General features: G+C 69.9%; 21 protein-coding genes. 10 read left to right on the forward strand and 11 right to left on the reverse strand.

What is annotated here, in order from left to right:
- Positions 1-12: 12 nt before the first annotated feature.
- Positions 13-525: a CinA family protein gene (locus tag G369_RS0119205; RefSeq protein ID WP_019655650.1), complete on the reverse strand. Its 513-nt coding sequence runs from the start codon at positions 523-525 to the stop codon at positions 13-15.
- A 40-nt stretch (positions 526-565) separates the two neighbouring features.
- Positions 566-1,093, reverse strand: a complete 528-nt coding sequence (locus G369_RS0119210) for a phosphatidylglycerophosphatase A family protein (protein ID WP_026346494.1) — start codon at positions 1,091-1,093, stop codon at positions 566-568.
- A 201-nt stretch (positions 1,094-1,294) separates the two neighbouring features.
- Here G369_RS0119210 and G369_RS0119215 point away from each other — a divergent pair, with 201 nt between their 5' ends.
- Positions 1,295-2,764, forward strand: coding sequence for an MFS transporter (locus G369_RS0119215; protein ID WP_019655652.1), 1,470 nt, complete (start codon positions 1,295-1,297; stop codon positions 2,762-2,764).
- A gap of 21 nt (positions 2,765-2,785) precedes the next feature.
- On the opposite strand, the gene G369_RS0119220 is transcribed toward G369_RS0119215, so the two are convergent.
- Positions 2,786-4,501 carry an FAD-dependent oxidoreductase gene (locus G369_RS0119220; RefSeq protein ID WP_019655653.1) on the reverse strand — a complete coding sequence of 572 codons (1,716 nt, stop codon included), beginning with the start codon at positions 4,499-4,501 and terminating at the stop codon, positions 2,786-2,788.
- Between the two features lie 21 nt (positions 4,502-4,522).
- Positions 4,523-5,557, reverse strand: a complete 1,035-nt coding sequence (locus G369_RS0119225) for a Bug family tripartite tricarboxylate transporter substrate binding protein (RefSeq protein WP_019655654.1) — start codon at positions 5,555-5,557, stop codon at positions 4,523-4,525.
- 97 nt (positions 5,558-5,654) lie between these two features.
- Between G369_RS0119225 and G369_RS0119230 the strand changes: the two genes are divergently transcribed.
- Positions 5,655-6,551, forward strand: a complete 897-nt coding sequence (locus G369_RS0119230; protein ID WP_019655655.1) for a LysR family transcriptional regulator — start codon at positions 5,655-5,657, stop codon at positions 6,549-6,551.
- A 36-nt stretch (positions 6,552-6,587) separates the two neighbouring features.
- Positions 6,588-7,298, forward strand: a complete 711-nt coding sequence (locus G369_RS0119235) for a DUF3053 domain-containing protein (protein ID WP_019655656.1) — start codon at positions 6,588-6,590, stop codon at positions 7,296-7,298.
- 129 nt (positions 7,299-7,427) lie between these two features.
- On the opposite strand, the gene thiL is transcribed toward G369_RS0119235, so the two are convergent.
- The 5 genes from thiL to apaG all read right to left on the reverse strand — a co-directional run bounded on the left by thiL (position 7,428) and on the right by apaG (position 13,340).
- A complete protein-coding gene (gene thiL, locus G369_RS0119240; RefSeq protein WP_019655657.1) occupies positions 7,428-8,384 on the reverse strand; it encodes a thiamine-phosphate kinase in 957 nt (318 codons plus the stop codon).
- Between the two features lie 31 nt (positions 8,385-8,415).
- The gene (locus G369_RS0119245) at positions 8,416-9,624 is read right to left on the reverse strand and encodes a YbdK family carboxylate-amine ligase (RefSeq protein ID WP_019655658.1); all 1,209 of its coding nucleotides are present in this window, start codon (positions 9,622-9,624) and stop codon (positions 8,416-8,418) included.
- Positions 9,621-10,865: a cation:proton antiporter gene (locus tag G369_RS0119250; RefSeq protein ID WP_038115212.1), complete on the reverse strand. Its 1,245-nt coding sequence runs from the start codon at positions 10,863-10,865 to the stop codon at positions 9,621-9,623. Before G369_RS0119250 ends, G369_RS0119245 begins: the two co-directional genes overlap by 4 nt.
- Positions 10,866-10,882: 17 nt before the next feature.
- Positions 10,883-12,874, reverse strand: coding sequence for a transporter-like protein TlpB (gene tlpB, locus G369_RS38625; RefSeq protein ID WP_019655660.1), 1,992 nt, complete (start codon positions 12,872-12,874; stop codon positions 10,883-10,885).
- A 70-nt stretch (positions 12,875-12,944) separates the two neighbouring features.
- Complete coding sequence (apaG, locus tag G369_RS0119260) at positions 12,945-13,340, reverse strand: Co2+/Mg2+ efflux facilitator ApaG/CorD (protein WP_019655661.1); 396 nt, start codon at positions 13,338-13,340, stop codon at positions 12,945-12,947.
- Between the two features lie 60 nt (positions 13,341-13,400).
- On the opposite strand from apaG, the gene rpe reads away from it, so the two are divergent.
- Positions 13,401-14,096 (forward strand): ribulose-phosphate 3-epimerase, encoded by a 696-nt coding sequence (gene rpe / locus G369_RS0119265; RefSeq protein WP_019655662.1) that lies wholly within the window; start codon positions 13,401-13,403, stop codon positions 14,094-14,096.
- Here the strand turns inward: rpe and G369_RS0119270 are convergent.
- Positions 14,086-14,352: a hypothetical protein gene (locus tag G369_RS0119270; protein WP_019655663.1), complete on the reverse strand. Its 267-nt coding sequence runs from the start codon at positions 14,350-14,352 to the stop codon at positions 14,086-14,088. The genes rpe and G369_RS0119270 overlap by 11 nt on opposite strands.
- A gap of 172 nt (positions 14,353-14,524) precedes the next feature.
- Between G369_RS0119270 and G369_RS0119275 the strand changes: the two genes are divergently transcribed.
- The 3 genes from G369_RS0119275 (at position 14,525) to ligD (ending at position 19,249) form a co-directional block, all read left to right on the forward strand.
- A complete protein-coding gene (locus G369_RS0119275) occupies positions 14,525-15,532 on the forward strand; it encodes a succinylglutamate desuccinylase/aspartoacylase family protein (protein ID WP_019655664.1) in 1,008 nt (335 codons plus the stop codon).
- Between the two features lie 72 nt (positions 15,533-15,604).
- Positions 15,605-16,615 (forward strand): non-homologous end joining protein Ku, encoded by a 1,011-nt coding sequence (gene ku, locus G369_RS0119280; RefSeq protein ID WP_019655665.1) that lies wholly within the window; start codon positions 15,605-15,607, stop codon positions 16,613-16,615.
- Positions 16,616-16,636: 21 nt separating this feature from the next.
- Complete coding sequence (gene ligD / locus G369_RS0119285) at positions 16,637-19,249, forward strand: DNA ligase D (protein ID WP_019655666.1); 2,613 nt, start codon at positions 16,637-16,639, stop codon at positions 19,247-19,249.
- Between the two features lie 21 nt (positions 19,250-19,270).
- On the opposite strand, the gene G369_RS0119290 is transcribed toward ligD, so the two are convergent.
- Positions 19,271-20,089: a transglutaminase-like domain-containing protein gene (locus tag G369_RS0119290; protein WP_019655667.1), complete on the reverse strand. Its 819-nt coding sequence runs from the start codon at positions 20,087-20,089 to the stop codon at positions 19,271-19,273.
- A 224-nt stretch (positions 20,090-20,313) separates the two neighbouring features.
- Here G369_RS0119290 and G369_RS39115 point away from each other — a divergent pair, with 224 nt between their 5' ends.
- The 3 genes from G369_RS39115 to G369_RS0119305 all read left to right on the forward strand — a co-directional run bounded on the left by G369_RS39115 (position 20,314) and on the right by G369_RS0119305 (position 25,039).
- A complete protein-coding gene (locus tag G369_RS39115) occupies positions 20,314-20,463 on the forward strand; it encodes a hypothetical protein (RefSeq protein ID WP_019655668.1) in 150 nt (49 codons plus the stop codon).
- 66 nt (positions 20,464-20,529) lie between these two features.
- Entirely contained in the window at positions 20,530-22,731 is a 2,202-nt protein-coding gene (katE, locus tag G369_RS0119300) for a catalase HPII (protein ID WP_020723170.1), read from the forward strand.
- A 253-nt stretch (positions 22,732-22,984) separates the two neighbouring features.
- A complete protein-coding gene (locus G369_RS0119305; RefSeq protein WP_244164352.1) occupies positions 22,985-25,039 on the forward strand; it encodes a CHAT domain-containing protein in 2,055 nt (684 codons plus the stop codon).

Raw genomic sequence — 25,039 nt, forward strand, 5'->3', positions numbered from 1 at the left:
CTCGGTGCGCCTTCAGTGCGCGAGCAGCAGCTCGACCAGCGTCTGCAGCGCGTGATGCACCGTGGCCGCGCGCACCGTGGCGCGGTCGCCGTCGAAGCGGCGGCGCTCGGTGCGCACCTCGCCGTCCACCGACCAGCCGAACCACACCGTGCCCACAGGCTTCTCGGGCGTGCCCCCCGTGGGGCCGGCCACGCCGGTCACGGCCAGCGCCACGCGCGAGGGGGGCGAATGCGCGATCGCACCCGTGGCCATGGCCCGCGCCACCGGCTCGCTCACTGCGCCGTGCGCGGCGATCACGCCTGCGTCCACGCCCAGCAGCTCGGTCTTGGCCTCGTTGGAATAGGTGATGAAGCCGCGCTCGAACCACACGCTCGAGCCCGCCAGGTCGGTGCAGGCGGCGCCGATCAGCCCGCCGGTGCAGCTCTCGGCGGTGGCCAGCATCCAGCGTTTTTTCTGCAGCAGCTCGGCCAGCACCACGACCAGTTCGGGCGTGTCATGGTCCGCGAGGGCTTTGTTCAGTTGCATGGAGGAAGAACAGGAGAAGAAGACAGGGAAATCATCGCGCTCACCACGCGCGCCACAGCGCGATGACCAGCAGCGTGCAGAAGGCCGCCACCAGGTCGTCAAGGATGATGCCGAAGCCTGCGCGCCACCAGCCCACCTCCGTCGAGTCGCGCTGCTTGAAGAGCGAATCGGCCCAGGCCACCGGGCCCGGCTTGGCGGCATCGAAGAAGCGGAAGAGCGCGAAGGCGACGGTCTGCGCGAGCAGGCCCGCCGGCGTGACCAGCCACAGCACGATCCAGAAGGCGACCACTTCGTCCCACACCACGGGGCTGGGGTCGGCCACGTTCATGTCGCGCGCGGTCACGGTGCAGGCCCACCAGCCGATCGGCAGCGAGGCCGCGATGATCCAGCCGATGGCGGCCGGCGTGAACCACAGCTGCATCACCGAGAACGCGACCCAGGCCCACAGCGTGCCCACCGTGCCGGGCGCGATGCGCGAGATGCCCGAGCCGAAGCCCAGCGCGATGAAGTGCGCGGGGTGGGACAGCAGGAAGCGCAGCGTGGCGCGGCGCATCGGAGGGCGGGGCATGGCGCCGGAAGTCGTGGTGGACGAGGAAGACGAAGAGGAAGTATGGGGGGAAGCGGCTTGCATCGGGGAGGGAGTGTCGCGCATCCGGGGTCGGGCCGGCGCGGCGACGTTTATTTATCAAAGCAATAGCTTGTTTAATTGGCCTATCACGCCTAGTATCCGGGCTCGTTCCGCTTCTTCGTGCCTTCCGGCCCGCGTCCCATGGCTTCCGCGTCTTCCTCGCCTTCCTCTTCCTCCGCGGCCCTGCATCCGCCGACTTCCACCGCCGCCTGGGGCGAACTCTTCAGCGGCCGCAACGGCTGGCGCGCGCTGGCGCTCACGGGCGGCGTCGCGCTGCACGCGGTCAACGTGCACATCGTGACCACCGTGCTGCCCTCGGTGGTGCGCGAGATCGGCGGGCTCGACTGGTACGCCTGGAGCACCACGCTCTTCGTGATCGGCTCGATCCTCGGCGCCACGCTGTCGGTGCGGCTGCTCGCGGTGCTCGGCCCGCGCGGCGCCTGCCTGGCGGCGCTGGCAGTGTTCAGCGCCGGCTCGATCGGCTGTGCGCTCGCGCCGGCCATGCCGTGGATGCTGGCGGGCCGCACGGTGCAGGGGCTGGGCGGCGGGCTGCTCGCGGCGCTGAGCTACGGGCTGATCCAGCTGGTGTTCGAACAGCGGCTGTGGCCGCGCGCAGTGGCGCTGGTGTCGGGCATGTGGGGCGTGGCCACGCTGTGCGGTCCGGCCGTGGGCGGGCTCTTCACGCAGGCCGGGCACTGGCGCTGGGCCTTCTGGTTCCTGCTGCCGGTGGCGGCGGCGCAGGCGCTGCTGGTGCTCGTGCAGCTGCGGCCCTCGATGGGCGTGAGGCACGAGCGGCCCGCCGCGCCGCCGCGCGTGCCGGCATTGCAGATCGGCCTGCTCGCGGCCTCGGTGCTCGCCATCGCGGCCAGCGGCCTCGTGCCCGACCTGCGCTGGCAGGCCGCCGGCGTGGCGGCGGGGCTGGCCATCGGTTTCGTCGCCACCCGCATCGACGGCCGCGCCACGGTGCGCGTGCTGCCGCGCGGCGCCTATGCGGTGAGCGCGCCGCTGGGCGCCATCTACGCCAGCGTGGCGCTGCTGCTGATCGGCAGCACCACCGAGATCTTCGTGCCGTACTTCCTGCAGCTGCTGCACGGCCGTTCGCCGCTGGCGGCGGGCTATCTCACGGCCGCGATGGCGGGCGGCTGGAGCGCGGGCTCGCTGCTGTCGTCGGGCCGAAGCGGCGCGGGCGCCGACCGCATGCTGCGCATGGGCCCGGTGGCCTGCACGCCGGGGCTGCTCGCGCTCGCGTGGCTGCTGCCTTCGCCGGGCGCGGTCGACGCAGGCGCCCAGACCGTGCTGATCGCCATCGCGCTCGCGGCCGTGGGGCTCGGCGTGGGCATCGGCTGGCCGCACCTGATCACGCGCGTGATGTCGCTGGCGCCGAAGGGCGAGCAGGGCCTGGCCTCGGCCTCGATCACCACCGTGCAGCTCTACGGCATGGCCGTGGGCGCGGCGGTGGCGGGGCTGGTGGCGAATGCGGCGGGGCTCAGCGTGCCGGGCGGCGTGGACGGCGCGAAGTCGGCGGCCGTGTGGCTGTTCGCGGGCTTCGCGTTCGCGCCCGCTGCAGCGGCGTGGCTCGCGTACCGCGTGGTCGCGCGGCGCGGCTGGTGAGCTGGCAAGGCTGCGGGAGGTTCAGGCCACCACGCCTTCCCACGCCAGCGCCTTGCGGCGCGCCCGGACGCGCTGGCCCTCGCCGCGCAGCGTGCCCACCAGGTCGTAGACCTCGGCCGGCAGGTGCGCGCCGCGCCAGGCCACGTGCTGGTCGGCGCGGCACAGCACGAGCCGGTGCGTGTAGGCCTTGGGCACGTCCTCCGTCTCGATGTCGAGCACGGTGAGCGGCATGTCGTAGGCGGCCGCGGCGCGTTCGAGCGGACGCACGTCCACGCTGCGGTCGAAGCGCAGCATGGTGTAGCCAGGGCCGAAGGCGTCGTAGAGCGAGCGGCCGTCGGCCAGCCAGAAATGCGGCGCGCGGCAGCCGGGCACGGTGGAGGGCGTGAACTCGCCCATGGAGTAGGGCGGTGCCGTGTGCTCGCCGTCCGCCACGATGATCGGCGAGCCGCTGTAGAAGTAGCCGAAGTTCAGGCCGCCGCAGCAGAACTGCTGCACGTTGAGCTCGTAGGCCTCGTGGCCGACCTCGGCGCGCAGCGCGTCGCCTGCGGAGCCGGGCTCCTCGATGTTCTGCGGCACCGCGCGTCGCGCGCGGATCATCTTCTGTGCATGGTTCATCGCGAAGTTCGACACCTGCTCGGTGATCGGCAGGCGCTCGGCCTCGTAGGCGTCGAGCATGGCCTCGTCGCCCCAGCCCTGCACGACAGCGCCCAGCAGCCACGAGAGGTTGAGCGCGTCGGCGATGCCCGCATTCATGCCGTAGCCCGCGTAGGGCACCCACAGGTGCGCCGCGTCGCCCGCGAGGAACACGCGGCCCTCGCGGAAGCGGTTGGCCACGAGGCGGCGGCCGATCCAGTCTTCCTTGCTGATGATCTCGTACTCGAAGTCGGGGCCCACGCCGAGGATGTTGCGCAGCGACTGGTCGCGGTCCACCGAATCGAACTCCGGCTCCTCCGCGTTCAGGTGGTTGTGCACCAGCCAGGTCTCGTGCCCGTCGATGGCGAACATCGTGCCGCAGCGGCGCGGGTTCATCGCGTAGTACGACCACGCCGGCTTGCCGGGGATGAGCGCGCGCAGCCCCGGCGCGCGGATGAAGGTCGACTGCACGCGCTGGATCACCGCCATGCCTTCGAGCTTCGCGCCGATCTGCTTGCGCACGGCCGACGAGCCGCCGTCGCAGCCCACCATGTAGCGGCAGCGGATGCTGCGCGTGACGCCGCTGTCCATGTCGGTGGCGATCGCGGTCACGCCGGCGTCGTCCTGCGTGAAGCCTGCGAACTGCGTTCGGTTGAGCAACTGCACGCCCGGCAGCGCGGCCGTGTGCTTCAGCAGGATCGGCTCCAGGTACATCTGGTTGATGCGGTGCGGCGGCTCGGGCGTGGGCCACCATGCGTCGGGGCCTTCGGTCTCGGTGTAGCGGTCGCGCCGGCACGGGATCGGGATGCGCGTGAGTTCGGTGCCGGTGACGGTGGTGCGGAACGCCACGTCGTTCGGGTAGTCGGGCGGCAGGCCCGCGTCACGCAGCTTCTGCGCCACGCCGAGGCGGCGGAACTGCTCCATGGTGCGCGAAGCCACGTGGTTGCACTTCACGTTCGGCGGCTCGGCGAAGCGGCGCGTCTCGCAGATCACGACCGAGACGCCGCGCGAGGCGAGGTCCATGGCCAGGGTCAGGCCCACGGGGCCGGCGCCGACGATCATCACGTCGGCCTCGAGTGCGGAGGTGTGGTTGTGGTCGGTCATGCTCTGGCGGTGGCGTCGTCGTCAGTCGAGCCGGATGCGGGCGGTCTGGATCACCTTCGCCCACTTCTTCGTTTCCGACTGGATGTAGGCCTCGAAGGCCGCGGGCGAGGTCGGTGCGGGCTCGGCACCGAGGTTGCGGATGGAGGCCTTGATCTGCTCGTCGCCGAGCGCGGCATCGATCTCGGCGTTGAGCCGCGCGACGACCGGCGCGGGCGTGCCGGTGGGCGCCACCACGCCGAACCAGCCGGTGGAGTCGTAGCCCGCGAGCCCGGCCTCGGCCACCGTGGGCACCTCGGGCAGCATCGGCACGCGCTGCGCGCTCGTCACCGCGAAGGCGACGAGCTTGCCGGCCCTGATCTGCTGCAGCGATGCGGGCAGGTCGACCAGCGCGAGCGGAATCTGCCCCGCAATGGCATCGAGCGCTGCCGGCCCCGAGCCGCGATAGGGCACCTCCACCAGCTTCACGTCGGCCATCTGCGCGAAGAGCGCGGCCGACAGGTGCATGGCCGTGCCGTTGCCACCATGGCCGATCGACAGCGTGCCGGGGCTCGCCTTCGCCAGCGCGATCAGCTCGCGCTGCGTGCGCGCCGCGATCGACGGATGCCCCACGATCACGAAGGGCGTGGCCGCGACCATGCCCACGGGCTTGAAGTCCTTCACCGGATCGAAGGGCATCTGCGCATAGAGGCTCACGTTGGCCGTCAGCGCGCCCGCGGCGCCCAGGCCCAGCGTGTAGCCGTCGGCCGGCGCCTTCGCCACCAGCGAGAGCCCGACGTTGCCGCCCGCGCCCGGCTTGTTGTCGATCACCACCGGCTGGCCCAGCTTGTCGTTGAGGCGCGGCACCAGCAGGCGCATCACCGCGTCGGCGCTGCCGCCCGGAGGAAAGGTCACGACGAGGCGGATCGGCTTGTTCGGGAAGTCGCCCCCGGGCTGCGGCGACGGCGCGAGCGCCTGCGCGAAGCTCCTGCCGCCGGTCAGCGCCGCGCCCGCCGCGGTGAGCAGCAGCAGCCGTCGGCGAAGCGCGCTCTTCCCGGGTGCAAGAGGTGCAGCGGGCATCGGGTCTCCTTGAATGTGATGCGTCTTTCGGACGATTGAACGATGGGCGGATTCATTCGTAAATCAAGAAATTTCTAATGAAATATCATGTTTGCTGATGAATGCGAACTTCAGTCCTACGATTCGCCAGCTGCGCGCGTTCCTCGCCGTCTACCAGCTGAAGAAGCTCAGCGCGGCGGCGCAACGGCTGTTCGTCACGCAGTCGGCGGTGAGCATGCTGATCCGCCAGCTCGAGGAGGGGCTGGACACGCGACTGTTCGACCGCACCACGCGTTCGCTCAAGGCCACGGCGGCGGCCGAGCAGATGATGGTGACGGTCGAGCGCATCCTGCGCGACGTGGATTCGCTGTCGAACGACTTCCGCGAACTCGCCGCGCTCGAGCGTGGGCGCGTCACGCTCGCCATCACGCCCACGCTCGCGGCCTTCCTGCTGCCCGATGCGATGCGCGCCTTCAACGAGCAGCACCCCGGCGTGCGCGTGCTGGTGAACGACTGCGCGCCCGACCAGTTCGTCTCGCGCATCATCGGCGAGCACGTGGACTTCGGCATCGGCACGCCGGAGCGGCCCGGCGCCGAGGTCGAGGTGCAGCGCCTCATGCGCGACCACCTCGCCCTGGTCTGCCGCGAAGACCACCCGCTGGCCAAGGCCCGCGTGGTGCGCTGGAGCGACCTGGCGGGCCACCCCCTCATCACCGTGCGCCCGGGCTACGGCGTGCGGCCGCTCATCGACGGCACTGCCGCCGAGGCGGGCGTGGCGCTCGACGTGGTCAACGAGGTGTCGTTCCTCTCCACCGCCATCTGGATGACGGCGGCCGGCATGGGCGCGTCGATCATGCCCTCGGCCTTCGCGCGCGCCGAGGCCGATCCGTCGCTGGTCATCAAGGTGCTGAGCTCGCCGCGCGTGGCGCGCGACATCTCGATCGTCACCAAGCGCGGCCACTCGCTCTCGGCCGCCGCGCGTGCCTTCGTGGAGGCGCTGAAGCGCTCCCTATAATTTTTCAGGAACAACAACACAGAGGGGGCTCGGCCCATGAGAACTTTCATTCAACGTCTCGGGGCCATGTCGCTCCTCGTCGCCTTCAGCCTCGCGCTGGTGGCCTGCGGCAACAAGGAGGCCGAGCAGCGCAAGGCCTTCATCTCCTTCCTGCAGACCCGCGTGCTCGACAAGCCCGGCCTGCGCGTACCGGTGCCCACGCCGGAAGAAAAAGCCTCGTTCGGCGACTACGCACAGCACTACGCGGTGATCACCGATTTCAACGAGGGCATGAACAAGTCCGTGAGCCAGCCCATGACGCAGATCATGGCCAAGGGCGCGCTGCGCTCCATCGCCGACCTGCCCGCGCGCCGCGACGACCTCAAGGCAGCGAAGGAAGGCCTCGGCGGCCTTCGCACCGCGCTCGACCAGCAGTCCGCCAAGGCCGACGCCGCGCACGCGCAGCTCAAGCAGCCCGACGACCTCAAGCAGGTCTACGACAAGGCCTATGAGAAGACGGTGACCACGCCCTCGGCCACCTTCAAGGAGGTGTTCCCCGCGCTCGACAACGTGTTCGACAGTGCACTGGCCATCGGCGACTTCATCGAGAAGAACAAGTCGAAGATCCAGATCAGCGGCAGCAGCGTCGCCGTGACCGACCCGGCGGTCCAGGCCGAGCTCAACAAGATGCTGCAGCAGTTGAACGGCCAGTCGGCCGCCATCAATGCGGCGCAGCAGAAGATGCAGGCGGTGGTGCGAGGGGGATAGGCTCTCCCCCAGGCTGCGCGCACTTCGTGTCGCGCGGGCCAACCCCTTCGGAGGCAACACCAGAGGCCCGGCAACGCCGGCTCCTCGGTGCTTCCCGGTGCTTCCCGGGAAAGCGGCGCCGAAGGAAAACTAGATGAAATGGTCGAACGAGCCGAAGCGCTGCGACACCGTCGCGCCGGCCGTGTCTACGATGCGCAGGCCCGCATCGGCCTCGATGCGGCCGATGCGCGTGACGCGCGTGGCGCTGCCCAGGCCGGCCTGCATGACGGCCTCGCGTGCCGAAGCGGGCGCGGTGAACACCAGCTCGTAGTCGTCTCCGCCCGACAGCGCGCAGGTGCGCAGCACTTCGCGGCCCAGGTTGCCGGTGTCGACCGAGATCAGCGCAGTGGTCGCATCGGCGTCGAGCGTGGCGCCCACGCCGCTCGATGCGAGGATGTGGCCCAGGTCGCCGATCAGCCCGTCGCTCACGTCCACCGCCGAGGTGGCGATGCCGCGCAGGGCCTGCCCGAGCGCCACGCGCGGCGTGGGCTGTTCCATGCGTTCGCGCGCCGACTCGAAGGCCTCGGCGCGCAGCGAGATCGTGCCGCGGAACATCTCGAGCGCCAGCCGCGCGTCACCCACCGTCCCGCTCACCCAGATGTCGTCGCCCGCGCGCGCGCCCGAGCGCAGCAGCGCGGCGCCCGCCGGCACTTCCCCGAACACCGTGATGCAGATGTTGAGCGGGCCGCGCGTGGTGTCGCCGCCCACAAGCTCGCAGCCGTGCGCATCGGCCAGCGCGAGCAGCCCGCGCGAGAAGCCTTCGAGCCAGGGCTCGTCCACGCCCGGCAGCGCCAGCGCGAGCGTGAAGGCCAGCGGCTTCGCGCCGCAGGCCGCCAGGTCGCTGAGGTTCACCGCCAGCGCCTTGTGGCCCAGCCGCGCCGGATCGACGGTGGAAAGAAAATGCCGCCCCTCGACCAGCATGTCGGAGGACACGGCCAGCTGCATGCCGGCAGCCGGCGCGAGCAATGCGCAGTCGTCGCCCACACCCAGCGGCGAGCGCGTGGCGGGGCGCTTGAAGTAGCGTGCGATCAGGTCGAATTCACCCATGGGGGTGAGAGCATAAGCGCTGCGGCGCGGCTCAGGCCTGCCCCCGGAACCTCAGCGCCGCCTGCCGCACCACCTCGGCCAGCAGCCGCTCCTTGCCCTGCTTCTCGCGCAGCCAGCGCGCGTCGTTGCGGTTGGCTTCCACGCTGGTGCGCAGCTCGCCCAGCGCCTTCGTGGCGTTGAGCGCCTCGCTGTGCCATTCGAGCTGGGTCATGGTCATCAGGATGTGGTCGCGCAGCGGCATGTGCTGGCCGGTGGCGGGGTCGACGTACACCGCGTCGAGGCCGAAGCGGCAGGCCTGGAAGCGGTTGTAGGTGTAGACGAGGTAGTCGTCTTCCGTCGGCTCGAAGGGCTGCTCCTGCAGGAACCATGCGGCCAGCGACTGCACGTAGCCGGCGAGCGCGGCGGCGCGCTCCACCGTCAGCGGCGTGTCGAACACGCGGATCTCGATGGTGCCGAACTCGGGCTTGGGGCGGATGTCCCAGTAGAAGTCCTTCATGCTGCGCACGACGCCGGTGCGGGTCATGCGTTCGAAGTAGGCCTCGAACTCCTTCCAGCTCAGCGTGAAGGGCGCGCGGCCCGACAGCGGAAAGGCGAACACCGAGTTCAGCCGCGCCGAGTCGAACTGCGTGTCCTGCCCCTGGACGAACGGCGAGGACGCCGACAGCGCGATGAAGTGCGGGATGTAGCGCGACATGCGGTGCAGCATCAGCAGCGCCGCGTCGGCATCGGGGCAGCCGATGTGCACGTGCTGGCCGAAGATGGTGAACTGCTTGCTCAGGTAGCCGTACAGCTCCGACAGCTCGCGAAAACGCGGCTTGTCGTAGATGCGCCGCTCGTGCCACTGCTGGAAGGCATGCGTGCCGCCGCCCACCACCGCGATGTTGAGCTTGTCGGCATTGCGGATCAGCGCCTCGCGGATGGGCGAGAGCTGCGTGATCACGTCCTGCGCCGAGTGGCAGATGTCGGTCGAGATCTCGATCATGCTCGAGGTCATCTCGGGCACCACGCTGCCGGGCAGCGGGGTCTGGGCCATCAGGCGCAGCATGTCCTCGGCGTAGGGGGCGAGGTCGTAGTCGTGCGTGTTCACGAGCTGCAGCTCGAGCTCCACGCCCAGCGACAGCGCCTCCGACTTGTTGAAGGGCTCGAGCTTGACCGCGCGGCTGGCCGGGTCGGCAGGCAGCGGTGCGGAGCGCACGTCGTCGCTGTCCGGATCGATGGGGGTGGCTGCGGTGGTGCTCATCGCTGCGTGTCCTCCGTGATGCTGAAGGCCCGTGGCGCCCAGGGTACCGAGCTCTCTCCCACCGCGTGGATCGCCACGGTGGCGAGCACCGCGCCCACCACCTCCATCAGCAGGATCGAGGGCAGGGCCACCTGGGTGATCATCGTGCCCAGCAGCGGCGAGGCGGTGGCGAAATTCGATGCGATGAGCAAGGCGATCGACGACAGCGGCGACATCGCGCACCCGACCCAGAAGGCCTGCTTCCAGCTCGCGCCGCTGCCGGGGTTGGCCACAGCCACGCCGGCGATCTTGGTCAGCAGCCGCACGGCGATCACGGCCAGCACCACGCTGGCCACCGGCAGCGTCCAGTCGGCCTGCGCGGCCACGATGGACACCAGCACGAACATCAGCATGGTCAGCAGCGAGGCGGCCGTGCCCAGCTGCCGCTGCCAGGCCCAGGGCTTGGGATTCAGCGTCTTGAGCAGCACGCCGCCGATCAGAGCCGCCAGCGGCGCCGAGCCGCCGATATGCGCGGTGAGCGCCGCGCCCGCCGCGATGATCGCCAGCAGCAGGATCGAGGTGTTCTCGCTCGTCGGGCTCATCACCCGCAGCGCCGAGCGCAGCGCCAGCGCCATGATCGCGCCCACCACGAACGACAGGCCCAGCACCACCGCCACCGGGTAGAGCTTCTGCAGCAGGGTCTGCGGCGCGCGCTCGATCAGGCCGGCCTGCGCGTAGCCCAGGGCCAGCGCATAGAAGGTGTTGAGCGTGGCCAGCGTCATCGCGCGCTCGGTCACCGGGCCGGCACCGCGCGTGTCGATGATCACGCGGCTGAGCACCGCCGGCGAGGCGACGATGGCCATCAGCGCGATCGGGTTGGCCACGGGCTCGGGCAGGCCCAGCAGCGTGAGCACCCAGTACACGCCGAAGTAGGTCAGCGTGGCTTCGAGCAGGCTCTGCACCAGCACCATCGGGTTGTGGCGGAACCAGCGCAGCGGCAGGCGCCCGCCCGCCTCGAACAGCACAACGGCCGCGGCGAGTTCGAGCAGGAAGAGGCTGATGCCGCGCAGCGGCCAGATCGCGCCCTCGAAGCCCGCGAAACCAACCACCGCGCCGACCAGCGAGTAGCCGATCACCTTGGGTAGCCCGAGGTAGCGTTGCACGAGGTGGCCGGAGGCCGCCGCGGCCGCCAGCAGCAGCGACCACAGCACGGTGGGCAGGCCGGCCGAGGGGCGCACCCACTCGGACCAGAAACCCAGCATATCGTTGAGTAAGCTCGTCAAATTCGTCCAGGCAGGAAAAAGCTCACCGGCCGGCTGCGCCAGCGGGCCCAGATCGCGCTGCGGATGCGTGCGCGGTCGTCCAGGCTCACGCTGTGCGCTCGCAGCGCCAGGCGGAAAGCGAAATAGAAACTCACGCTCACATTGAGCGCGCCGATCACCGGGATCGCCGCCACCGCCCACCACAGCGCAGGTTGCTGCAACACGGCCAGGCCGGTGGACGCCGCCGCGGCGGCGATCTGTCCGGCCGACAGTGTCACGTGCCGCACGTCCAGCCCGAGCCCGAAGAAACCCGCGACCGCGGGCAGCAGCCCGAGCATGAGTCCCAGCGAGATGTTGGAGGCGAAGCCTGAAATGTTCTTGCGCATGAAGTCGGCCCAGCGGCGAGCCCGTGCGGCGCCGAGAAAAGCGCCGATGCGGGGGTTGTAACGCATTGCAGAGTCGATCCGATGCAGGACAAAGGCGTTTTCTGTCCAGCCGGCGACGATGCTGGCCGAAAACAGCAGGATGCCGGTGATTGCCGCAAAAAGAGCGGTCGGCCCGGCCAGCGAGAGCGATTTCAGCGTCGCGGCCGCATGCGCCGCGTCCAGCAGCGGCCGGCCCAGCGCGAACTGGATCAGCAGCGCGACGGCCGCCGTCGCCGGCACCACCACCAGCACGTTGCCCAGCACGGCCGCCACCTGGGAGCGCACCAGGTTGGCGACCTCGTCGACGAAATCGTCCACCCCCGCGTCCGACCTGATGTCGCGCAGCCGGGCCGCCAGGGCCGGCGCGGTCATCGCGGGCTGCTTGGTGGCCAGCGTCAGGTGCAGCAGCTGGATCGCGACGAAGCTGGCCGCATACATCAGGCCCGCGCTCAGCCCGCTCCAGAAGGCCGACAGGCCCAGCGCGTAGATGCCGAACTTCATCAGCACCGTGAGGGAGGTGAAGGCCCCGCCGCCGGCCGCCTTCTTCACCATCTGCACGTAGCTGGCGCGGTCGCGGGTGATGTAGTGCTCGCCGGTCTCGGCGCTGCGCTCGGTCACCTTGGCGGCCAGCATCGACGAATTGGAGGCGATCAGCGCCCGGATGCTGTTGCGCTCGCCGCCGGCCAGCACCAGCCGGCCCACCAGCCGCGCCACGCTGGGCCCGGGGTTGGGCGCCATCAGGCAGTCGAGCAGCTCGCGGATGCGCAGCACCCGCTCGCGCAGCTGGCGCAGCCGGAACACCAGGCCCACCGAGATGCCGTTGTCCTCCAGGTGGGTGTAGACCGAGGCGGCGGCCGCGCGGCAGGCGTCCAGCCGGTCGCGGAAGGCGATGAAGGCGGCCTGCAGGGCCTCCTCGTCGCGCGGCTGGCCGGGGCGGTCGAACATCTGCTCGCGCAGTTCGTCCAGGTCGGCCATCAGCGCGTGGAAGGGGCGCGCGCTGCCGACCGCGTCGGCGCTCATGCGCAGGCGCAGCTCGGGCGAGAAGCCTGCCGCCACCACCTGGCTCGCGCAGTAGGTGACGGCATCGATCACCGTGTGGCGCCAGCGCGGCACGCCGTCGGTGTCGGGGGCGGCGCCGGCCAGCAGGGCGCCGATGCGGGCGAGCTGCGTCTCGTCGAGCAGCGCGATCCAGCCCGCGTCGAAGACGCCCGGCAGCACCATGCGGAACAGGTCGGAGGCGTCGGTGGTCTCGGGCGTGCCGGGCAGGATCTTGCGGCGCAGCCTCTCCGTCAGCTCGCTCGCGAAGGCGGTGCGCGGTGCGAAGCCGTAGTCGGCCAGCAGCGTCGTCAGGTCGACCGTCTGCGTGAAGACGCGCCACCAGGCGCGCAGCCGCTCGCGCAGCTCGGGCCGCGCCTCGACGGCGTCAAGCAGCAGCTGGACGCGGCCGATGGCCGCCTGTGGCGAGGCGCGGTCGCCGCGCACCCAGTCGAAGATGTCGATGAGCCAGATGTGGCGCTGCGCCACATCGGCCGAGGGATCGAGGCCGGCAAGCAGCCCCTGCAAGTCGCGCGATGCGGCAGCCATGTCGGGGGGCGGGGGAGAAGGGGAGAAAGCGGGCGCGCCGTGCTCATCAGGGCATCAGCGCATGGGGAAATCAGTGCAGGACGCGGGAGACCGGTGCTCCGCCTATGTCTGCCTCGAGCACGAACATCGGAATGGGCACGTCGAAGCGGTCGCCTTCCTCCGTCACCACGAAGTAGCTGCCGTGCATCGTGCCGCTCGAGGCCTGCAGGCGGCAGCCGCTGGTGTAGCGGAAGGTCTCGCCGGGCGCCAGCAGCGGCTGCTGGCCGATCACGCCCAGTCCCTTGACCTCCTGCGAATGCCCCGAGGCGTCGTTGATCAGCCAGTGGCGCGCGATCAGCTGGGCCGACACCGGACCCGTGTTCGTGATGGTGACCGTGTACGAGAAGGTGTAGATGTTGTCCTTGGCCGAGGACTGGTCGGCCAGGTAGCGCGGTTCGACCTGGACGCTGAAGGGACTGTGTGACATGGGGCGGATGGTAACGGAGGCCTTTGGTCGGGCTTGCGCCGGCTGCGAGAATCGAGGGTTATGAGCACCCCGTTCCGCATCGCGCCCTCCATCCTGTCCGCCGACTTCGCGCACCTCGGCAAAGAACTGACCGACGTGATCGCGGCCGGCGCCGACTGGATCCACTTCGACGTGATGGACAACCACTACGTGCCGAACCTGACCTTCGGCCCGATGATCTGCCAGGCGCTCAAGCCCTACGCCAAGACGGCGGACGGCACGCCGGTGCCGATCGACGTGCACCTCATGATCCAGCCGGTCGATGCACTGGCGGCCTCTTTCGCGCAAGCGGGCGCCGACTACATCAGCTTCCACCCCGACGCCTCGCCCCACACGCACCGCAGCATCCAGGCCATCAAGGCGGCCGGCTGCAAGGCCGGGCTGGTGTTCAACCCCGGGCTGGGCCTGGAGGCGCTGGACTGGGCGATCGACGACATCGACCTCGTCCTGATCATGAGCGTCAACCCCGGCTTCGGCGGCCAGAGCTTCATCGACTCGGCCCTGCGCAAGATCGAGCAGGCGCGCAAGCGCATCGAGCAGAGCGGGCGCGACATCCGCCTGGAGGTGGACGGCGGCATCAAGGCCGACAACATCGCGCGCGTGGCCGCGGCGGGCGCCGACACCTTCGTGGCCGGCAGCGCGATCTTCAACGCCAAGGACTACGGCGCCGTGATCTCCGAGATGCGCAGGCAGCTCGCCGGCGTCGTCAGCGCTTGACCTTGTCGTTGTAGACGCGGTCCGTCACCGGGCCGCGGTCGGTGTCGACCAAGCCGCGCTCCACGTCGTCATGGGCCTTGCGGCCCACCTCGGGCGGGCGGCCCTCCCGCGTCTGCTGGCTGTCGGACGACTGGTCGCGCTCGTGCGGCAGGCGCGGCGACGATTCGCCGCCTTGCTCCACCTTGGTGTCGCCGCCGCCGGCATCCTTCAGCGGGTCGGTGGGCTGCGCCTTGCCGGCGTTGCTCTTGCTGTTCATGCATGGACTCCTTTTGACAGCCACCGAGCCTGCGCCGTCGCCCCGGCCTGCCCGGTAGGACGGGCGAGGCACTCCCTGTAGGCCTCGCCTCGGCCTTTGCGGGCCGTGGCTTTCTGCTATCGAACGCATAGCGCTTTTGCCTGCGGGCAAGGGGCTCCGCAATAATCCCCGGATGTCTTCCGATCCTTTCGCCGGCGCGGCCACCGACAGCCTGCGCATCCATTCGTTCGCCTCGCTGAACCCCGGTCCCCGGCTGCTCGTGATGGGAGGCGTGCATGGCGACGAGATCTCCGGCACCCTGGGCATCGAGCGCGTGCTGGGCGAGTTCGAGTCGGGCTCGCTGCGGCTCTTGCGCGGCGAACTCACCATGGTGCCGGTGGCCAACCCGCTCGCGCGGCGCCGCCTGCAGCGCGAGGGCGAGCGCAACCTCAACCGCATGTTCCGCCCGAGCGGGTCGCCGGCCGACTACGAAGCCCGCGTGACCAACGTGCTGGCCCCGATCATCGAACGCCACGAGGTCCTGCTGGACCTGCACTCCTTCCAGAGCGAGGGCGAGGCCTTCGCGATGATCGGCCCGCGCGACAACACCGGCACCCTGGAGCCCTTCGCCCGTTCGTACGAGGAAGGCCAGCTCGCGCTGCACATCGGCACGCCGATCGTGGTGGAGGGCTGGCTCGACATCTACGCCGCCGGCCTCGCGCAGCGCGCGGGCGGCACGCCGGCCAGCGAGGCCGAGCTCGACTTCGGCCGCGGCACCAACGAGTACATCCGCAGCCGCGGCGGCTACGGCGTCACGCTCGAATGCGGCCAGCATCTCGACCCGAAGGCGCCCGAGGTGGCGTGGCGCGCCATCCGCCGCACGCTGGCGCTGCTGGGCATGGCGGAACTGCCCGAGGGGCTCTCCGGCGGTCCCGCGCAGCCGCCCAGGCTGCTGCGCCTGGCCAGCGTGACCGACCGCCTGCACGAGGAAGACAGCTTCGTGCGCGACTGGGCCACCTTCGACGAGGTGCAGCGCGGCGAGCCCATCGGCATGCGGCACGACGGCACGCTGCTGAGCGCCCCCGACGACGGCTTCATCGTGTTCCCCAACGCGATGGCGCTGCCGGGCGCCGAGTGGTTCTACTTCGCGCGCCCGAGCGAGCGCCAGCTGGGCCCCCTGGGCGGCACCGGCGCGCCCTGACGGCGCCTGGGGCCGCGCTCCTACAGCGCTGCCGCCGGGGCGGCGCACATTCGAGGCTGAAGGAGTGCGCACATGCCCGTCACCAAGAAAGCACCCGCGCCGCGCGTCCTGTGGAAGGGTGCCATCAGCTTCGGCCTCGTCCACATCCCGGTGGCGCTGTATTCGGCCACCGTCGACCACGGCATCGACTTCGACTGGCTCGACAAGCGGACCATGGACCCGGTCGGCTACAAGCGCGTCAACAAGAAGACCGGAAAGGAGATCGCGCGCGAGCAGATCGTCAAGGGCATCGAGTATGAGAGCGGCGAGTACGTGGTGCTCAGCGACAAGGAGATCGCCGCCGCCTACCCCAAGACCACGCAGACCATCGAGATCGAGAGCTTCGTGCCGGCCAACGGCATTCCCTTCGTGTACCTGGAGCGCCCCTACTACGTGGCGCCGATCAATCGCGGCGCCAAGGTGTATGCGCTGCTGCGCGAGACCCTGCAGCGCACCGGCCGGGTGGGCGTGGCCCGCGTGGTCATCCAGACCAAACAGCACCTCGCGGCGCTGGTGCCCGTCGGCCCCGGCCTCGTGCTGAACCTGCTGCGCTGGGGCGCCGACATCCGCCCCTGGAGCGACCTGCCGCTGCCCTCGGAAGACGTGAAGAAGGCCGGCCTGCGCGAGCGCGAGCTCGAGATGGCGAAGGAGCTGGTCGAGGACATGAGCGCTGACTGGGACCCCGAAGCCTTCCGCGACGAGTTCAAGGACGAGATCCTTCGACTGGTCGACAAGAAGGTGAAGGCCGGCCAGACCGAGACCGTGATCCGGTCCGACCCGGAAGAAGGCGAGGCGCAGGACACCGGCCGCGGCGCCAAGGTCATCGACCTGACCGAGCTGCTCAAGCGCAGCCTGCGCAAGGGCGGTGGTGGCGGTGGCAGGGCGAGGAACGCCGACGCCGAAGAGGAGGATGAAGAAGAGGAGGAAGAACCCGAAGCGCCGCGGACCCGGCGCCCGGCGGCGAAGAAGCGAAAGACCGCCACAAGGAGCAGCAGCGGCAGCACCGCGCGAAGTGCATCGGCCCGCCAGCGGCGCGCCGCCTGATCCCGGGGAGCGCCGCACGCCATGGCACGCAACGCGTCCTCTTCCTCCTCCACCGCCCGCAAGGCGCTTGCGCGCTACCACGGCAAGCGCGATTTCTCCCGCACGCCCGAGCCGAAGTCCGGCGGACGGCGCGGCAAGGGCGCGCTGGGCTTCGTCATCCAGAAGCATCATGCGAGCCACCTGCACTACGACTTCAGGCTGGAGCTCGACGGCACGCTCAAGAGCTGGGCCGTGCCCAAGGGCCCCTGCCTCGACCCCGGCGTGAAGCGCATGGCGGTGCACGTGGAAGACCATCCGATCTCGTACGCCGACTTCGAAGGCACCATTCCGCCGAAACAGTACGGCGCCGGCACGGTCATCGTCTGGGACCGCGGCGACTGGCTGCCCGAGGGCGACGCGCGAAAGGCGCTGGCGGCCGGCAAGCTCAAGTTCGAGCTGCGCGGCGAGAAGCTGCACGGCCACTGGACGCTGGTGCGCATGCGCGGCAAGGGCGACGAATCGCACGAGCCCTGGCTGCTCATCAAGGAGCGCGACGACGAGGCGCGCCCGCTCGACGAGTACGACGTGGTGGCGCAGGAGCCCGCGAGCGTGATCACCGGCCTGGGCGTCGACGAGGTGGGGCAGGCGCCGAAGAAGACGGCGAAGGCCGCGAAGCCCGCCACCGCGCCCGCCAAGGCGAAGAAGGTGCAGGCGCAGCGCAAAGGCGGGAAGACCGCGCTGCCCGCCACGCTCGAACCCGAGCTTGCGACGCTGGCCTCCTCCCCACCTTCCACGCCGGACGACTGGCTCTACGAGCTCAAGTTCGACGGCTACCGCCTGCTGTCGCGCATCGACGGCAAGGGCAAGGTCCGCTGCTTCACCCGCAACGGCCACGACTGGAGCGCGAAGCTGCCGGGGCTCGTCGAGGCGCTCTCGCGGCTCGACACCCGCTCGGCGTGGCTCGACGGCGAGATCACCGTCGAGGGGCCCAATGGCGCGCCCGACTTCCAGGCGCTGCAGAACGCCTTCGATAGCGGCGCCACCTCGTCGATCGTCTACTGGCTCTTCGACGCGCCCTTCATCGACGGTGAGGACCTGCGCGAGCTGCCGGTGGAGGAGCGCCGCCGCAGGCTGGCCGCGCTGCTCGGCGGCAGGCCGCCCGCGCCGCTGCGCCTGAGCGATGCCTTCGAGGTCTCGCCGCGCGACCTGCTCGCGTCTTCCGCGCGCATCGGCTTCGAGGGCATCGTCGGCAAGCGCAAGGGCTCGCCCTACGTGTCGCGGCGCTCGCCCGACTGGATCAAGCTCAAGAACCAGCAGCGCCAGGAGTTCGTCATCGGCGGCTACACCGCGCCCAAGGGCTCGCGCGAGGGCTTCGGCGCGCTGCTGCTGGGCGTGTACGACGACGAAGACGGCGGCCGGCTGCGCTACTGCGGCAACGTGGGCACTGGCTTCGATGCGAGCCGCCTGGCCGACATCAAGGCGAAGCTCGACAGGCTGGCCGTGGACGGCTGCCCCTTCGAGCCCCTGCCGCGCGGCGTGAAGGCGCAGTGGGTCGAGCCGTCGCTGGTGGCCGAGGTTTCCTTCGGCGAATGGACGCGCGAGCATCGCGTGCGCCAGGCCGTCTTCCAGGGCCTGCGCAGCGACAAGCCGGCGCGCGAGATCCGGCGCGAGCAGCCGCAGCGCGTGCGCGCGATCGAGGCGAAGGCGACCAAGGCCCCCATGAAGAGAAAGAGCACCGGCACCACCCGCAACGAAGGAGCAGGAAACAAGTCCATGGCCCAGATGATCACCCACGCCGACCGCGTGATCGACAAGCACAGCGGCATCACCAAGGGGGAGCTCGCCGCCTACTACGACAGCGTGTCGAAGCTCATGCTGCCGCACCTGCGCGGGCGGCCCGTGTCGCTGGTGCGCGCGCCCGAGGGCGTGGGCGGGGAACTGTTCTTCCAGAAGCACCTGCAGGCACACGAGATTCCCGGCGTGAACCAGCTCGATCCCGCGCTCGACCCCGGCCACGAGCCGCTGCTGCAGATCGACAGGAAGGAGGGGCTGCTCGGCGCCGCGCAGATGAACGTGATCGAGCTGCACACCTGGAACGCCACCTCGAACGACATCGGCAGGCCCGACCGCATGACTTTCGACCTCGACCCCGGTGAAGGCGTCGAGTGGCCGCAGGTGCAGGAGGCCGCGATGCTCGTGCGCACGCTGCTCGACGAGCTGGGCCTGCCGGCCTTCCTGAAGACCAGCGGCGGCAAGGGCCTGCACGTGGTGGTGCCGGTGCGCCGGCAGTACGACTGGGACACCGTCAAGGGCTTCTCGCAGGCCGTGGTGGCGCATCTCGCGAAGACGATCCCGGCGCGCTTCGTCGCCAAGAGCGGGCCGCGCAACCGCGTGGGCAAGGTCTTCGTCGACTACCTGCGCAACGGCTTCGGCGCAACCACCGTGAGCGCATGGTCGGCGCGCTCGCGCCCCGGGCTGGGCGTGTCGGTGCCGCTCGACTGGGAAGAGCTTCCCTCGCTCGCCGGCCCCGCGCAATGGACGGTCGCCAACGTGGCGGAGCGCTTCGACATCGGCAACAAGCCCTGGGCCGGCATGGAGCGCCGCCGCAAGAGCCTCACTGCCGCAATGAAGCTGCTGGGCTACCCGCCGGGCTGAAGCCCGTCGCGAGGGAGCGCTTCAGCCGAGCGCTTCCTCCGTCGTCACCTCGAAGCGCTTGAGCGTGTTCGCGCCGAACACCATGGTGATGGGCACGTCCGCCGCGTCGCGTCCGCGCGCGATCACGATGCGGCCGATGCGCGGCGTGTTGTGCCGCGCGTCGAAGGTGTACCAGCGGTCACCCAGGTAGGCCTCGAACCATGCGCTGAAGTCCATCGGGTAGGGGGCGATCGGAACGCCGATGTCACCCAGGTAGCCGGTCGCGTAGCGCGCCGGGATGTTCATGGCGCGGCACAGCGTGATCGCCAGGTGCGCGAAGTCGCGGCACACGCCCGTGCCTTCGCGGAAGCCCTCCAGCGCGGTGCGCGTTGCGCGGGCGCTGCCGTAGTCGAAGCGAAGGTGCCGGTGCACGAAGTCGCAGATCGCCTGCACGCGCGGCCAGCCGGGTGCCACCTGCCCGAAGTGGTCCCAGGCGAAGGCCAGCAGTTCGCTGTCGACCTCGCAGTAGCGGCTGGGCAGCACGAAGGGCAGCGTCTCCACCGGCAGTTCGGCCGCGGCGAGCTGGCGGGCTTCGAGATGCACCGGGTCGGGCTGGCCGGTGTCGTACACCAGCGCGTGGTTGCGCAGGCGCACGCTGTCCACGCCCTGCGGTATGCGTACGCGGGCGCAGCGATTGCCGAAGCCGTCGATGTAGTGGTCCGTGTGCAGCGCGGGGCTGAGCTCGAGGTTCTCCCCGCCTTGCAGGTCACCTGCGCGCGAGGGGTGCACCTGCAGCATGTGGATCAGCGCCGTGGGTGCCGTCACCTGCAGTTCGATGTCGAAGCCGATTCTGATCAACATGGTCGCCCGATCCTATGCAGCGCCGCGCGTTGCGCCCACGGGCCGGACTCGCGAAGCTTCGTAGGCGGGTGCGCTGCGTTGTCGGCGGGCTCCTACCGCGCACCCGCGTTTTCTCCCACAGACGCGAAGGGGGCGCCACTACGGTGTGCAGGCGTTGCAAAACATAACCTTTGCTCTCTTGCAAGTCATCCGCCACCAGAGGGGCGAAATCCGGAGGGGAAATCATGGAGTTTTCGACGCTTTTCGATTCGTTCACCAGCACCTGGGGAGATGAAATCCTCGTCTGGGGTGTCGCCGCGGTGGCGGGCTGCATCTGCCTCATCGCCCTGGTGAACGTGCTGGACATGTTCCTGGACAACGGCGAGGCAGGCTGACGAAGCAGTTCCTTCTTGTTCCGTCACGAATCTCCACCAATGAAGAAAGATCCTGGCAAGTCCCCGATGTCACCTCAGAACAAGGCCGCCGCAGGCCGTCGCGCCAGTGCCTCGAAGACCGGCTCGGGCGATGCTGCGAACCCCAAGCAGCAGCAGCTCGAAGGCTTCACCGTCGAGCACCCCACCACGCTCACCACCAACCAGGGCCTGCAGTTTCCCGACAACCACAACTCGCTGAGAGCGGGCGTGCGCGGCCCGACGCTGCTCGAAGACTTCATCCTGCGCGAGAAGATCACGCACTTCGACCATGAGCGCATCCCGGAGCGTGCGGTGCATGCGCGCGGTTCGGCGGCGCACGGCTACTTCCAGGTCTACAAGTCGATGTCGCAGTTCACCTGCGCCGACTTCCTGCAGGACCCGGAGGCAAAGACGCCCGTGTTCGTGCGCTTCTCCACCGTGGCCGGCTCGCGCGGATCTGCCGACACGGTGCGCGACGTGCGCGGCTTCGCCGTCAAGTTCTACACCCGCGAGGGCAACTACGACCTCGTGGGCAACAACGTCCCGGTGTTCTTCATCCAGGACGCGATCAAGTTCCCCGACCTGATCCACGCCGTCAAGCCCGAGCCGCACCACGAGATGCCGCAGGCCGCGAGCGCGCACGACACCTTCTGGGACTTCGTCTCGCTGATGCCCGAGAGCACCCACATGCTGATGTGGGCCATGAGCGACCGCGCCATCCCACGCAGCCTGCGCATGATGGAAGGCTTCGGCGTTCACACCTTCCGCTTCATCAACAGCCGAGGCGAAAGCCACTTCGTGAAGTTCCACTGGAAGCCCAAGCTCGGCGTGCACGGCCTCGCGTGGGACGAGGCGCAGAAGATCGCGGGCAAGGACCCCGACTTCCATCGCCGCGACCTGTGGGAAGCCATCGAGAAGGGCGACTTCCCCGAGTGGGAGCTCGGCGTCCAGCTGATACCGCAGGACAAGGAACACTCGCTGGGCTTCGACCTGCTCGACCCCACCAAGCTCATCCCCGAGGAGATGGTGCCGGTGCAGAAGATCGGCCGGCTGGTGCTCAACCGCAACCCCGACAACTTCTTCGCCGAGACCGAGCAGGTGGCCTTCCATCCCGGCCACCTCGTGCCCGGCATCGACTTCACCAACGACCCGCTGCTTCAGGGGCGCCTGTTCTCGTACACCGACACGCAGATCTCGCGGCTGGGCGGCGCGAACTTCCACGAGCTGCCGATCAACAAGGGCGTGTGCCCCTTCCACAACTTCCAGCGCGACGGCATGCACCGCCAGACCATCGCGCGCGGCCAAGTGGCCTACGAGCCCAACACGCTGGGCAGCGGCACCGAGTTCCGCGTGGACGGCGGCAGCCACGGCTTCCAGTCGTTCCCCGAGGAGATCGATCCGCCCAAGGTGCGCCGGCGCAGCGCCTCCTTCGACGACCACTTCACGCAGGCGCGCCTGTTCTTCGACAGCCAGAGCGCGGCCGAGAAGGAGCACATCATCGCGGCCTTCCGCTTCGAGCTGTCGAAGCTGGAGGTGCCGGCCATCCGCCAGCGCATGGTCGACAACCTCGCGCATGTGGACGAGAAGCTGGCGCGCCGCGTGGCCGAGCCGCTGGGCATCGGCGAGCCCGATGCGAGGGCGGCGGCGGGACGCGCGGGCTTCCGCGACCACCGCATGTCGCTGCCCATCGACGAGTCGCCCGCGCTGAGCATGGCCGACACCGGCGATGGCTCCATCCGCACGCGGAAGATCGCAATCCTCGTGGCCGACGGCGTCGACTCGGCCTCGCTCAAGCCGATCCGCGACGCGCTCGAGCATGCGGGCGCGCAGTGCAAGGTGGTGGGCCCGCGCCTGGGCACCGTCGCCAGCGCGTCCAGGCGCCAGATCGAAGTGGATGCGACCTTCGTCAACACGCCCTCGGTGATGTTCGACGCGGTGCTCGTGCCCGCCGGTGCCGAGGGCGCCGCGGCGCTCGCGGGCATGGGCGACGCGGTGCACTTCGTGCTGGAGGCATACAAGCACTGCAAGGCGATCTGCACGGTGGGCGAGGGCGCGCGGCTGCTGTCCTCGCTGGGCATCGACGAGAACACGCCGCCCGAGGAAACGCCCGCCGGCGTGGTGTCCGCTGCGACGCCGGTCACCAACCTGGGCGACAACACGGCCGCGACCGAGATCGCGCAGCGCTTCATTGCCGCCATCGCCAAGCATCGCCACTGGGACCGCGCGAACATCGACGCCGTTCCTGCATAGGCCGCAGGCCCCGCGTTCCTAGTCCTTTAGGGCTAGACCGTAATGCGAATAGGCGCGCCCCAGGGGCGCTCCTAGACTTTCCCCCCGAGGCCTGAACGGCGCGCACTCCCGCGATGTCGATGGTCCGCCGAGGCGGACCCACAGGGCCATACGCGGGGGTCCAATGGCGTGGTTTTCGAGATGGGGAAGGGAGCGCCCTGCACGTCGTCGTGCCGGCATCGCAGGTGCGCTCGGTCTTGCAGGCATTCTTCTGATGGGCCATGGCTCCGTGGCGTGGGCACAGCAGCCGACGAGCGCCGAAGCCGCCGCCAGCAAGGCAGAGCAGGCCCGCCTCGCGGACACCGACACGCTGCTGGCGCTGACCAGCGAAGGCGCGGTGCTCTACGGGCAGGACTCGGTCAAGCTCTCCGGCTATCAGTACTGCAGCCAGGCCGTCGCGCTGGCCGAGGCGGGCGAGTTCCGCCAGAGCGTGCGCGCCGCGAGCAAGGCGCTGCACCTGGCCAACGCCACCAACGATCCCAACCTCATGGCCATGGCCAACCGCGACCTGGCCATCGTCTACAGCTACTCGGGCCAGCTTGAGAAGGCCGAGGAGTTCGCGCGCGAGGCGCTCAGGCATCAGGCGCGCGACCCCAAGCTGGTGGTCGGCCCGGTGCAGAAGGTGATCGGCGACGTGCGTTCGCGCCGCGGCGACTATTCGGGCGCGGTGCTCAGCTATGACGAGGCGCTGGCGAACAGCTCGCAGCGCTATGCGCCGCTGGTGCAGGCATCGCTGGTCAACGCGCTGATCGAATCGGGCGATGCGGCGCGGGCGCGCGAGGTGCTCGGCACCATGGGGCCGCCCAAGGACGCGCCGCTCGCCGCGCAGCTCGACCGCACCCGCGCCCGGCTGCTGCTGGCGGAGAACAAGCCCGCCGAGGCGCGCGATGCCTACCGCGCGCTCACCACCCGGCAGGTGGGCGCAGACACCGAGTACTACCGCCTCTGGGCCTGGGACGGCGTGGCGCGCAGCGAACTCGCGCTGGGCCAGAAGCAGGCCGCCGCCGAGGCCGTGGGCCGCGCGCTGGGCGACGTCGACAAGGTACGCGCGAGGTTCCGCAGCGAGGAATTCAAGATGGGCCTGTTCTCGGACCTGCAGACGGTGTTCGAGCGCGGCGTGGCCGTCTACAGCGACGCGGGCGATGCACGCCAGGCCTTCGAGGTGAGCGAACGCAGCCGTGCGCGCGCCCTGCTCGACGCGGTGCGCGGCCGCGCGAAGATCAGCGAGCAGGCTGCCGCCACCGTCGATCTCCCCGCGCTGCAGCGCACGCTCGCGGCCGACGAGCGCGTGGTGCAGTTCCATTCGCTGCCCGACCGTCTCGTGGTGTGGGTGGTGGGCCCGGACAGCATCGTGGAGAAGTCCGTGGCGGTGAAGCGCGACGAGCTCAACGAGCTGGTCGAGACCTTCCGCAACTCCATCGTGCGCGGCCGGCGCACCGCCATCACCAACGCCGACAAGCTGGGTGCCGCACTGCTCGGCCCGCTGGGCATCGCGCCGGGCCAGCGGCTGGTGGTGGTGCCGCACGGGCCGCTGCACTACCTGCCGTTCCAGGCGCTGCGGCTGGACGGCCGCTACATCATCGAGACGCATCCGGTGGCCGTGGCGCCTTCCATGAGCATCGCGGTGCAGCTCGCGCAGCGCACGCCGCGCGTGAACGCCTCGCTCACCGCCTTCGGCAATCCGCGCATCGAGGACAAGTACGACCTGCCCGGCGCGGAGACCGAGGTGAAGCAGCTCGCGCAGCTCTTCCCGCGCAACGCCGTCTACATGGGCGCGGCCGCCACCAAGACGCAGTTCCGCGACGTGGCCGCGCGCTCCCCGCTGATGCACGTGGCGGCCCATGCCGAGGCCGACGCGGTCGATCCGCTGTACTCGCGCATCCTGCTGGCCAACGAGGGAGGCAAGCAGAATTTCCTGGAGGCGCACGAGATCCTCGGACTGCCGATGGACGGCACCGCGCTGGTCACGCTCTCGGCCTGCGAATCGGGCCTGGGGCGCATCGCGCAGGGCGACGAGGTGCTGGGCTTCACGCGCTCGTTTCTCTCGGCCGGCAGCTCCAGCCTGATCGCGTCGCTGTGGCCGGTGTCGGACGACGCCACCGCCGTGCTCATGAGCACGCTCTACGGCGAGCTCTCGAAGGGCCGCGACATCCAGAAGGCCATGCAGGCCGGCCAGCTCGCGGTGCTGAAGGATCCCAAGATGTCCCACCCCTTCTTCTGGGCGCCGTTCAACCTGATCGGCAACTGGCGTCTCACGGTGGGTAGCTGA

This window comes from Variovorax atrisoli 110B, from assembly GCF_000382045.1.
Taxonomy (GTDB): domain Bacteria; phylum Pseudomonadota; class Gammaproteobacteria; order Burkholderiales; family Burkholderiaceae_C; genus Variovorax; species Variovorax atrisoli.

Excerpts from the sequence above, each read along its gene's own strand:
- G369_RS0119210 (WP_026346494.1), bottom strand. The coding sequence starts at position 1,093 with ATGCCCCGCCCTCCGATGCGCCGCGCCACGCTGCGCTTCCTGCTGTCC.
- G369_RS0119245 (WP_019655658.1), bottom strand. The coding sequence starts at position 9,624 with ATGAGCACCACCGCAGCCACCCCCATCGATCCGGACAGCGACGACGTG.
- G369_RS0119270 (WP_019655663.1), bottom strand. The coding sequence starts at position 14,352 with ATGAACAGCAAGAGCAACGCCGGCAAGGCGCAGCCCACCGACCCGCTG.
- G369_RS0119205 (WP_019655650.1), bottom strand. The coding sequence starts at position 525 with ATGCAACTGAACAAAGCCCTCGCGGACCATGACACGCCCGAACTGGTC.
- G369_RS0119225 (WP_019655654.1), bottom strand. The coding sequence starts at position 5,557 with ATGCCCGCTGCACCTCTTGCACCCGGGAAGAGCGCGCTTCGCCGACGG.
- apaG (WP_019655661.1), bottom strand. The coding sequence starts at position 13,340 with ATGTCACACAGTCCCTTCAGCGTCCAGGTCGAACCGCGCTACCTGGCC.
- G369_RS0119305 (WP_244164352.1), top strand. The coding sequence starts at position 22,985 with ATGGGCCATGGCTCCGTGGCGTGGGCACAGCAGCCGACGAGCGCCGAA.
- ku (WP_019655665.1), top strand. The coding sequence starts at position 15,605 with ATGCCCGTCACCAAGAAAGCACCCGCGCCGCGCGTCCTGTGGAAGGGT.
- G369_RS0119290 (WP_019655667.1), bottom strand. The coding sequence starts at position 20,089 with ATGTTGATCAGAATCGGCTTCGACATCGAACTGCAGGTGACGGCACCC.
- G369_RS0119275 (WP_019655664.1), top strand. The coding sequence starts at position 14,525 with ATGTCTTCCGATCCTTTCGCCGGCGCGGCCACCGACAGCCTGCGCATC.
- G369_RS0119250 (WP_038115212.1), bottom strand. The coding sequence starts at position 10,865 with ATGCTGGGTTTCTGGTCCGAGTGGGTGCGCCCCTCGGCCGGCCTGCCC.
- G369_RS0119230 (WP_019655655.1), top strand. The coding sequence starts at position 5,655 with ATGAATGCGAACTTCAGTCCTACGATTCGCCAGCTGCGCGCGTTCCTC.
- ligD (WP_019655666.1), top strand. The coding sequence starts at position 16,637 with ATGGCACGCAACGCGTCCTCTTCCTCCTCCACCGCCCGCAAGGCGCTT.
- rpe (WP_019655662.1), top strand. The coding sequence starts at position 13,401 with ATGAGCACCCCGTTCCGCATCGCGCCCTCCATCCTGTCCGCCGACTTC.
- thiL (WP_019655657.1), bottom strand. The coding sequence starts at position 8,384 with ATGGGTGAATTCGACCTGATCGCACGCTACTTCAAGCGCCCCGCCACG.
- G369_RS39115 (WP_019655668.1), top strand. The coding sequence starts at position 20,314 with ATGGAGTTTTCGACGCTTTTCGATTCGTTCACCAGCACCTGGGGAGAT.
- G369_RS0119235 (WP_019655656.1), top strand. The coding sequence starts at position 6,588 with ATGAGAACTTTCATTCAACGTCTCGGGGCCATGTCGCTCCTCGTCGCC.
- tlpB (WP_019655660.1), bottom strand. The coding sequence starts at position 12,874 with ATGGCTGCCGCATCGCGCGACTTGCAGGGGCTGCTTGCCGGCCTCGAT.
- G369_RS0119220 (WP_019655653.1), bottom strand. The coding sequence starts at position 4,501 with ATGACCGACCACAACCACACCTCCGCACTCGAGGCCGACGTGATGATC.
- G369_RS0119215 (WP_019655652.1), top strand. The coding sequence starts at position 1,295 with ATGGCTTCCGCGTCTTCCTCGCCTTCCTCTTCCTCCGCGGCCCTGCAT.
- katE (WP_020723170.1), top strand. The coding sequence starts at position 20,530 with ATGTCACCTCAGAACAAGGCCGCCGCAGGCCGTCGCGCCAGTGCCTCG.